Genomic DNA, 9,729 nt, shown 5'->3' on the forward strand with positions numbered 1-9,729 from the left:
CGAGACCGGCGATACGGTGTGGACCGGCCCGGACGCCGCCCAGCAGCCCGCCGGGCGGGTGGGCAATCCGCTGGACATCGCCAACATGGTGCTGTTTCTCTGCTCGGAGAAGGCGGGCTTCATCACACCGGCGAAAACATCTGTATCGACGGCGGCATGACCCGCCAGATGATCTACCACAACGACTTCGGCTGGACATATGAGGGAGGGAGCAACGCATGAAAACGGCAATTTGCTATCTTTCCTGCCACCATGGGAATACCCGCAAGGTGGTGGAGGCCATGGCCGAGGCGGGCGGCGCTGACCTCATCGACGTGCGCACCCGCCAGATGGTGCGGCTGGAGGAATACGACCGCGTGGGATTCGCCTCCGGCATTTATGGCTTTGAGATGCACAGGGCGCTGATCGCTTTTGCCCGGCAGTATCTGCCCGCAGGCAAACCGGTATTTTTCGTCTACACCTATGGCGGCGCAAAGGGCAGCGGCACGAAGACGCTGCGCCAGATCGCCCGGGAAAAGGGCTGCCCGGTGCTGGGGGAGTTTTCCTGCAAAGGCTACGACACCTTTGGTCCCTTCAAGCTGGTGGGCGGCCTCGCCAAGGGCCGGCCCAACGGGGAGGATCTGGAAAAGGCGCGGGCGTTTTACCGGGGGCTGCGGACAACGTAATACAAGGAGAAAAGATGGACTGGAAATTCGAGACCACCGGCCCCACCGGGGAGTGCAGAGCGTTTGGCGTGAACATTTTTCAATACCCCTGGCGGGACTGCAACGAAAAAGCCGTTGTGACCGATCCCCACTACGGCGTGGAAAAGGTATTCCGGGTCTATGAAGTGGAGATCGACGGCATCCCTCACCGCTTTGCCGGCGGGGAGTTCTCAAACGGCGTGTTCGGGGTGTATCTGCCGGAGGGGTAAAGGCCATAGGGCACAGATGATTTGCGCAAGCTGGCTGTTGCTGCATCACTTTTACAGTAAAGTCACCCACTACAAAACTGCTGAAACGAGGAGGCTCGCTGAATGGTACCCTTTCCTAAACTTCACGAATTTGCGGTAACCTGGTGTGAGCGATTGGACAGGCCGGATTTTCAATGGTCGGAACTCCGTCCTTCGGATATTACCCCTGAAAGCATCGGCTTTCCCTGCCAAAGCAGCTACGCGGAGCAGTTTCGCGCTGAGTATGGCCCTGCGGCGCAGGACAGCCATACCCTGTCAGCAGTTCTGGATAACGTCGACAACCTTTTTGAGCTTGTGGCAGTCCTGTATGAACGCTGGCAAGAGATCTGGCAATGCCCATCCGGCCATTTTCCGACAGAAGAAGGCCAGGCGTGGTTCCGCCTTGTATTTCAGCGGTTGGCCCTGCTGACTGGCAAAAATCAATATCCGTTTACCGGTTCTCTGCAAAAACTTCGGTTGACTTCGTGCGCCGGCTGCTTTTTCTCCGTCCCTGCCCCTGACAAAGAAGTGAAGCAAACTCTCTCAATTGACTCGAGCGGATCTGTAACGTTCGCGGGATATGCTTATGCGGACTTGAAACATCCTTGCCGGCGTGTTCGCTTTTCTATTGGTGAAGACAAAGTACAGCGCATTTTTGCGGCAGCTGTCCACTACTGCAATGAATGCTTTGATCCCACCGCTATCCTGTTTGACGCCGGCGGATGGGAAATGCGGCTTTCGTCCAAAGAGGGAGGCCAATATCTCTTTTCCGGTTATCTGGGAGGTAAGCCCGGTTCAGCAGAATCTGATTTTTCGGAACTGCTGCGCTCCTGCCTGGGCATGCGCGATTTGTTCGGCACTGATGGGAATTCCCATCCCTACAGCCATCTCAACCGGATCACCCTGCAGTATAAGGAGACGCATGCCGTGCCTCACGTGTGCCGCCGGGAGGACGATATACCCGAATGCGGAGAAGAATCTGCGCGCCTTGTGGTCGACCGCGGCTCCAGGACGATCGAGGCAACTTTCGTGACGAGTGACGGGAGCCGGACTGTCCTGCGCTATGAACACCCTGACTATGTGCCCGATCTGCTCGATGCGGTTTCCGACCCGGTCTTTTTCCGGGTGAATGACACCGCGGCAGATGATGTGGTGGATCCCCAGAGCCTGACCCGCACCTATGAGCTTTTACTGGAACGGGAAGATGGCACCAAAACGACCGTATCCGGCCGCTACGACCGGTTTGGGCTTCCGGAACGGTTTCCTGTGTTTATAAAAAAAGCGGCGCATTATCTCCTGGCTTTTGACAGTTCCCTGTTCTCCCAAAATGTGTACCAACATGTGCCCCGCCGCAAGACCGATCTGATCTACTGCAGCGTAGAGTTTTTGATGGCGGCGGCAAAACCTACTACTACCGCACCGAGGATGATTCTCTGGAAGCAGGGGATGAGGTAGTAGTACCTGCCGGGAAGGACAACCACCCGGCCATTGCGGAAATCGTGGACGTGGAATATTTTTCTCCGGACGATGTCCCCTTCCCGATTGAAAAGACCAAGGTGATCCTTCGCCGTTGCACCGAGGATGATTACAACGAGATAGGTTGAGCGGCCAGCGAAGGGCCGCATACAGAGCTCTTCCCACAGCGTCTCCCTTCCGATACCCGCGCCTGTTATTGGAGCACTCTCATGAACGCTTCGTATTCGGCGTCTTTAAAGCAGCAGAGGTAAACGTTCATCACGGTCTCCTTGTGGGCCTCGAACCAACGGACGATCGTGCGCAGCGCAACCACGGCCGCCTCGTCCAGAGGGTATCCGTACACTCCCGTTGAAATGCCGGGGAAGGCGATACTTCCGCAGCCAATTTGCCGCGCTGCTTCCAGGCTGTTCCAGTAGCAGGCGGAGAGCAGGTCGGCGTCCCTGTTTTTTCCGCTGTAAACCGGCCCCACGGTGTGGATAATGTGATCCACATCCCGGATCGCATACGCACCGGTGATCTTGGCCTCCCCCGTTTCACAGCCGTTCAGCTTCCGGCATTCTTGGAGCAGCTCTTTCCCGGCCGCGCGGTGGATGGCTCCATCCACACCGCCGCCGCCCAGCAGGCTTTTATTGGCCGCGTTCACGATCGCGTCCACATGCAGGTCCAGTACGCTTCCGCGCACAAAGCTGATGTGCGATTTCAGGACATGCTGTTTTACAACTTCAAGGGATTCTTTTGTAAGGATCATCCTCTTGTCCCAAGGGTTGATCACAAGGCCCTGACATTGCGGCCAGCGGTCCAGCGCCTTTACCAGATCCCCAAAGGTTTGGTTGATGACCGACGACGATTCCCCTTTATCCAGCTCTTCCTGGCTGGTAAAGACGGGGATCAGGTAGTTTCCTTCCGGATCCTCCGCTATGTGCCGAAAGCGTATGGGCACCTCCTGGTCACAGGTACAGGTATCCCCCGCTTTCAATTTTTCCGGATCTCCCAACATCCGGGCCAGGATATCCGGCGTCTCGATGGGAACATACACCTGCATGTCATGCCTGATCCCCATCTGCAGTGTGTTGAACACCGGTTCCACCGGGGCATTTTCCCCGCCAAAATACCAATTGAAGATCGCCCGTTCCATAGCGGTTGCGTACCGATCCAGCGCCACTTTGATTCCTCCCTGTTCCTCACATTTTTGCCTCACCGCAAGCCATCACGGTTTGCTTATCCTAAGCATAGCACAGGACCGGTCCCATAGACAGGGCTTTCAAGGGCCTTATTGTCAAAAAGGCAATTGAAAATATTTCACTCATGTTAATCAGCAGCTGTTTTCTCGCATTTGACTGTCAATATATACAGGGAACCCGCAAAGCTTTTTCTGAAACAGCTTTGCGGGCTTTTTGCCGTTTATTCCATGCCTGCCGATGAACACGGAGCATCGTCGGACAATTCCGTATACTCTGCAAAGGCAATATCGTCTTTATTGCTCTGGTAGTTCGGATCGCTCAGAATGGTTTTTTGCAAGGAGACTTTCAACGTATCACAACAGGGCTTGAACGTGAGGAAAGTGATGCCGCCGCCCAGCACACCGCCAACCACCGGAATGGCCTTTTTAAAAAATCCGGCAAATACTTCTTTGGTCATCTTTACGCCGAACCATTTGGAAACGCTTTTCACGATGGGGTAAATGGTGCCCTTTGTCAGTGCCCTGCGCAGCAGTTGCTTCTCAACGCCGGTGCTCAAAGCTTTTGCCACAGACCGAAGCGCATTACTGGCACCCGTCACCCCATACATAACGCCCATACAAAGGATCAGCAGATTCATTGTCTCCGAATCAAAGGTCTGGCCTTTTTCCTCCACATCGATTTGAGGAAATCCGTAAAGATACATCAGTTTTTGCATGGCGCGCAGCAGATAGCCGTAATACTGGGCAATGTCCGCCGGTATGGTGGCCGCCATGGCAACCCCGCCGGGCATTCCCAGTGCTGCAGAGATGCCTGAAACGCAGGCCCGCTCGTATTTGATCACTTCATCGGCAATGCCGTCCACAACTTCCTGCGGCACACCGGCGCGGAGCGGTGTGCTCTCGACCGCACGATCAATGACCTCCTGGGTGCATTTGGTCTGGAACTCTTTGCGCAAGAATTGCTCTCGGTCGATGCGGATTCCCGGCACCTTCAGGCCCATGATGATCACGTCCTCGATGTCGACCTTGCCGTCCCCGTTTTGATCCAGTGTTTCACAAACTGCTTCCTGCGATTTCACAGCGATATCTTTGGTTTTCCCCGCCACAGTTACCGCTGCTTTGCCAACATTGTCAGCCGCGGACGCGGCGGCTTTAGTGATTCCCTGCGCGACATGTTTTACGTCAATCCCTTTTCTTGCTTTCTTGCCTTCCTGCTCATCGTTTTTCACAGAAACTTCCTCCTTTTATTTGACATATGTAAAAGCCGCTGCTGTTTTCCCGCAACAGCTTTTACCGGCCGCAAAACCAAATCCATTATATCTCTTTCAATCAAAGGCCTGCAATAACCACAGGCCTTCGAGCGCAGATGGAGCATATTACCGTCCTGGGCCACTGAAAGAAAGCCCGCCTGAAAGGCGGGCTTTCTTCGTTCCTGGCTGACCTTATCCGTGCGTTGTCACTTTTATCCGTCGATGGTGATCGTGATTACCGGCTCCTCGAGAGTCGTATATCCCTCTTTGATTTCAAATTTCAGCTCGATATCCTGTATATCGGATGTCGACGTGATCTGATTGTCCTCGAGGGAAGATTGCCACAATTGGATCACCAGCGCCGCGGATTCTCCATCTGCCAACTCCTGGTTATAGAAGGAGTAATCTGTCATGAAGCCGTTTACCGAAAGCGAATCGTAAACGTCATCAATCGTGAGTGTCTTTCCGCTGCTGTTCTCCGCTGCCAGAAGCACATACAAATCATCGCTCCAATCAGAGGCATCCTCCTGTACCGCCTTGAACACGATTCGCAGGCCATTGCTGTTATAGACTTCTTTTCCCGCTGCGTCAAAGCCGGCGGATGCGCCAGGGATTGCAATCGTAACCGGCGTCTTCTCCGCGAGCGTCACCCCCTCCTCGTCGGATTGCTCCAGGGACAGGGAAACCGATCCCACTTCGGTGATCCCGTAAGTGCTCCAGAACTCGCCGTCCAGCACCGACGAAAGCTCTACTTCGGCAATACGGCGTTTGCCGGGATTGATGGCGTCGCCTGACCAGGTGGAACCGCTCACCACGAGGCCGTTGATCCTGATGTCCGAGCTGGACACATACACCATGCTGTCCGTGGTGTTTTCCAGTTCCAGCAACAGGGCGGTCTCGCCGTTCTTGTTTCTAAGGACTCCGCTGGAGAGCAGCTTCACCCCGTTTTGCTCATAGACGGCATCCTGCCCGAAGTACACCACTTCATAACCATAGGTATTCATGGCAGCGGAGCTTGCGATGGTCTGCTGATAGTGGTCCGTTCCATAATCATGCGCGTCCGCGGCGGAGGTCCTGAGTGCGCGGGGACCGGTGTAGGTGCTGTTGTAATCGTCATCCGTTATGGTGAAACCGATCTCCAGATCCGCTATCTCATTGATGCCGTAGGGCATCAATGCATCATAGACAAACTCAACGACCTCGTTCGCCTTTTTTCCATTGGATACATCACAGTTCAAATAGCCATCATCGATCATGTAGCCGTTGATAGCGTTGCAGCTGTACCCCAGGGAACCGCTGACGAAGGAAAGGTCTTTCCCGCTGTTGTTTTCAATGGTGAGCGCCAGCTCCGCGGAATAATCCGTATAAGTCAGTCCTGTTGCCGTGATCTTTATGCCGCCCTCATCCACCAACACGGTTTCATCCAGGGCAGCGTTCCTGTTGAACGGTTCCAATGTTGCTTCGGACTGCTCTGCCGCATTCCCATCAGGCGTGCTGCTTGCGGCATCCCCTGTGGCAGCCGGTTGTCTGCCGGTCTCGCTGCCAGGTGCGTCAGCAGAGCTGCAGGCAGCCAGATTTGCCAGAAGCACCATTGCCAGCAGGATAGACAAAAACTTTGTTTTCATATCAAATCCTCCTTTGTATTCGATGGATGGAGTGCGATTTCCCGTGAACCATCGACCATTACAACGCAGCGATGTACTCTTTTGCCTGTTGAATCAGTTCCCGCAGTTGGACATTCTTCGTTTCCAATTCCGCAATTTTTGCCTGGATCGCGGCCTTCCTGACAGGGATATCGGCATCCAAAAGCTCTTTGATCTCCTTCAGGTGAAAGCCCAGCTTCTGGTAAAACCGAATAAGCCGGATGCGTTCCCGCTCCGGCTCGCTGTAGAGCAGATGCCCATATTTGTTTTTCCCTGAAGGGCGTACAAGCCCGATCTTCTCATAGCCTTGCACAGCCCGCCGGGGAATCTTCAGTTCAGCGCACATTTGGCGCAGCGTCTGTTGATCTTCATTTCCTCCTCACCGTAAAACTGCACGCCGCGTGCAGTCAAGGGTTTCGTGAAAATCGCATTCCGCAACAGAGCTTGCAAATTTCGCGAAGGGAGAAAATGACCGTATCAGGCTTGACAAAACAAAAAGAGCACCCGTCTGGCGACGAGTGCTCTTTGCTGTATGGAGTTATATGGATCAGGCAGAGGCAGAATTCCGGGATTCGGCCTGGGAGTTTGTCTCAGACTGCGGAGCGGAATCAGCGCCGTCCAGATAGACCCACTGGATCGTGTAATCCTTTCCAACTGCCTCACCGATATTCTGCACATATTCCTCCAGAAGATCCTGTGCGCGCTGTTGAGCACTGGACAGAAGTGCCGTGTCGGAGGCCGCCGTTTCTTCCAGGTCTGCCTGGGCCTGGGCAAACGCCGCCACCTCATCCTCCGCGCTTATCCTGGCGGAATCTTTGGCGACGATATAGGAATCCTCCGAGAGTTCATTTGAGTCCACCTGGCAGCGAAGCACTTTTGCCTCCGGAATGGTGATGGTGACCAAAGTGTCGTCCACCTCCAGGGCCACCTGGGAAGCGTCGATGCCAAGAGAAACCACGCCGCTGTACTCGATCCAGAAATGCTTGTCCTTCTGCCAGAAAAGTATTCCGGCCGCATCCTCATCTTTGAATTTTGCCACATTGTGATAGTAGCAGTCCATCACCGCCAACTCACAGATCGCTTTCATCTGAGATGTCTCGGGTTCCATCGTGTTTTTATACGCAGAGCCCCCGCAGGCGGCAAGAGAGCCCGCCAGGACCGCACAAGCCAAAAGGCACGCAAGTTTTTTCATAGCGAAACTCCTCCTTTTACGAAATTGACAGACTATATCCGGCGTCGTTCTGCTCCACAAGGGGTGTGATGAGGGCCTTCAACACGTTGCAGGCGTTGTCCTTCGCCAAATCGCATATTGCCGTCTGCTTTTCGCTCTCCTGCTGCGCATCCAGTTCACAGGCTTTGTAGGCTTCCTGCGTCACAGTTGAGTTATTTGCCTTGTCATCGTAAAAGAGGAAATCCATGGACGCAATATCCACATCGACCGCTGAGATTCTCACTTCAGGCAGCTTGATTCGGATCGTCTTTTCCTCGTCATCCGTTTCGATGTCCAGCGCGCCAAAGTCAATACCCGCATACACTTTGGCTTTGTAGGAGACATAGTACTTCACTTCATCCGGGTTTTCCTCATCGCTCACCGTCGCGATGCCATTGTAGACTGCCGTATAGGTAGACAGCTCGTTCACATCCACGATCTCCTGCAAAGCAGAGACCGTGATAATTTCCGGCGGCTGCTTTGCCCGCTGTGCAGCCGGCAAGCCGACGGCAATTGCCACTATCGCGATGGCTGCCACGACGAGCAGTATAGCAACAGGAAGTTTCAATCGCGGTATTTTTACGGATGATGCGTTTTGTCCTTTCATGTATTTCGCTCCTTACACAATTTTGGGAATTTCCTAATGGATAGTACCATTTTTTCACATTTTTCGCAACGGAAAATAAAATTTGCACAGTGCCTGATATTCTTTTACAATGCAACTGCACGCACGGTGCAGTCAAGTGCTGCACAACACAGTGACAAAAAACCTGGCCTAACCGCATATTCCCTGTCAATCTGTAATTTGCTATAATGAATGTAGTTCTTTGATTTTGTGGTCCCTCTGGTATAAAGGAGCCCCCTATGAATATTCGAGAAGACCGCCGGCCGACCCTGGCCTCCTGGCCCAAGCGCATGTATGATTGGAGCGAAGTGCCGCCCGCGTTTCAGCCCGCCCTGACGGACTGGGACGCCGCCGGCATGCCGCCGGGGAACATCACCCTCATCCCCCGCATCCACCAGTACTCGGGCGCGCCGGAATATGTCACCGCCTGGTTTGGCAGCGATGTCTGCATCCAGCGCATGGCCGGCGGGAAGCTGGATGTGTGGCGCATCCGCCCCGGGGATGTGGTTCAGGTGGGATATTCCATCCAGCTGATCAAATGCACTGTTACCGTCTGGCTGAAAGACGGCGGATGCACCGGCTTTTCCTATAACAAGACCAAGGAGGATCAGCTCTACCCCGTCCTCAGCCTGCTGCTGGGCCAGCCTGCCGACCAGCAACCGCCCCAGCGGCATCCCGACTCCCCTGCTTTTGACCGGCTGCGGCAGGAGAGCTACGCCATGTACTACACTTCCCTTTTGGCGTACCGCTTTGGCAGCGAGATCCGGGACCATTTATTTTTGCGGGGCAAAAACCGCAACTTTCTTTATATCCTCCAGCGCCGGCCGGACCCCGAGTGCTTCTGTGCCGTGACAGACGCCGGCCCTGTGTGCATCATCACCGACTTTTACGGCACCCGTATCCTCTATCTGCCGGATGCCGCTCCCTGCACGCTGCAGGTGAAGCCGCTGCCCCACGGCAAGGGCAGCGGGCTGTATCTGCGCACGCCGGCGGAGGGCGAAAGCCTGTACTTTTGTCTCCTGCCCGGGCAGGAGGAAGCGGCGGATGCCTTTACCCGGCGCTGGTTCTCCCAGCCGGAAGAGGGCGCCTCGCGTTGACCACTTTGCCCCCTGCCTCACACCTCGTTTTCCAGCAAAATTGACCACCGTGACCACTATTTGACCACCATGCGTGCAAAAGCCCGCGGAGTCAGTGTTTAAAAGGCTCCGCGGGCTTTTTGTATTGTCGATTCTTTTGTGCACAAGTGACGACAAATGGCTTGAAACCGCCATTTTCTGTTGACCGTCTGGGAACTCCGACCCGACTACTACGATAAACTAGATTATTGTTGACTGAGTTTTCCTTAACCATCATATAATATTTTCGTCAATTCCTTTATGAAAGCCGTTTTTTCATTTTATCATCTATTAAAATA

The 9,729-nt window shown here is 54.3% G+C and carries 10 protein-coding genes and 1 pseudogene; 5 read left to right on the forward strand and 6 right to left on the reverse strand.

Translation table 11 applies throughout. The features are described 5' to 3' along the window. From ACH2AT_RS11070 to ACH2AT_RS11085, 4 genes and pseudogenes are all read left to right on the forward strand, one after another. Positions 1-222, forward strand: a pseudogene (locus tag ACH2AT_RS11070) (SDR family oxidoreductase); the annotation flags it as partial. Beyond that, on the forward strand, positions 219-665 hold the full coding sequence (locus ACH2AT_RS11075) for a flavodoxin family protein (RefSeq protein WP_394966056.1): 447 nt from the start codon (positions 219-221) through the stop codon (positions 663-665). The pseudogene ACH2AT_RS11070 and the gene ACH2AT_RS11075, both read left to right, overlap by 4 nt. A gap of 14 nt (positions 666-679) precedes the next feature. Then, entirely contained in the window at positions 680-913 is a 234-nt protein-coding gene (locus ACH2AT_RS11080) for a hypothetical protein (RefSeq protein ID WP_394966058.1), read from the forward strand. Positions 914-1,015: 102 nt separating this feature from the next. Then, positions 1,016-2,386 carry a hypothetical protein gene (locus ACH2AT_RS11085; RefSeq protein WP_394966059.1) on the forward strand — a complete coding sequence of 457 codons (1,371 nt, stop codon included), beginning with the start codon at positions 1,016-1,018 and terminating at the stop codon, positions 2,384-2,386. A 214-nt stretch (positions 2,387-2,600) separates the two neighbouring features. Here the strand turns inward: ACH2AT_RS11085 and ACH2AT_RS11090 are convergent, their stop codons facing one another. The 6 genes from ACH2AT_RS11090 to ACH2AT_RS11115 all read right to left on the reverse strand — a co-directional run bounded on the left by ACH2AT_RS11090 (position 2,601) and on the right by ACH2AT_RS11115 (position 8,297). Continuing rightward, a complete protein-coding gene (locus ACH2AT_RS11090; RefSeq protein ID WP_394966061.1) occupies positions 2,601-3,569 on the reverse strand; it encodes an O-acetyl-ADP-ribose deacetylase in 969 nt (322 codons plus the stop codon). A gap of 239 nt (positions 3,570-3,808) precedes the next feature. Further along, on the reverse strand, positions 3,809-4,816 hold the full coding sequence (locus ACH2AT_RS11095) for a hypothetical protein (RefSeq protein WP_394966063.1): 1,008 nt from the start codon (positions 4,814-4,816) through the stop codon (positions 3,809-3,811). A gap of 233 nt (positions 4,817-5,049) precedes the next feature. Beyond that, positions 5,050-6,462, reverse strand: coding sequence for a catabolite control protein A (locus ACH2AT_RS11100; protein WP_394966065.1), 1,413 nt, complete (start codon positions 6,460-6,462; stop codon positions 5,050-5,052). Positions 6,463-6,520: 58 nt separating this feature from the next. Next, on the reverse strand, positions 6,521-6,826 hold the full coding sequence (locus tag ACH2AT_RS11105; RefSeq protein WP_394966067.1) for a MerR family transcriptional regulator: 306 nt from the start codon (positions 6,824-6,826) through the stop codon (positions 6,521-6,523). A gap of 201 nt (positions 6,827-7,027) precedes the next feature. Then, the gene (locus ACH2AT_RS11110) at positions 7,028-7,672 is read right to left on the reverse strand and encodes a DUF4230 domain-containing protein (protein WP_394966069.1); all 645 of its coding nucleotides are present in this window, start codon (positions 7,670-7,672) and stop codon (positions 7,028-7,030) included. Between the two features lie 16 nt (positions 7,673-7,688). Next, entirely contained in the window at positions 7,689-8,297 is a 609-nt protein-coding gene (locus ACH2AT_RS11115) for a DUF4230 domain-containing protein (RefSeq protein WP_394966071.1), read from the reverse strand. Positions 8,298-8,554: 257 nt separating this feature from the next. Between ACH2AT_RS11115 and ACH2AT_RS11120 the strand changes: the two genes are divergently transcribed. Beyond that, positions 8,555-9,412 (forward strand): hypothetical protein, encoded by an 858-nt coding sequence (locus tag ACH2AT_RS11120; RefSeq protein ID WP_394966073.1) that lies wholly within the window; start codon positions 8,555-8,557, stop codon positions 9,410-9,412. Positions 9,413-9,729: the final 317 nt, after the last annotated feature.

It is taken from the genome of Candidatus Allofournierella excrementigallinarum, assembly GCF_944388085.1.
Classification (GTDB): domain Bacteria; phylum Bacillota; class Clostridia; order Oscillospirales; family Ruminococcaceae; genus Allofournierella_A; species Allofournierella_A excrementigallinarum.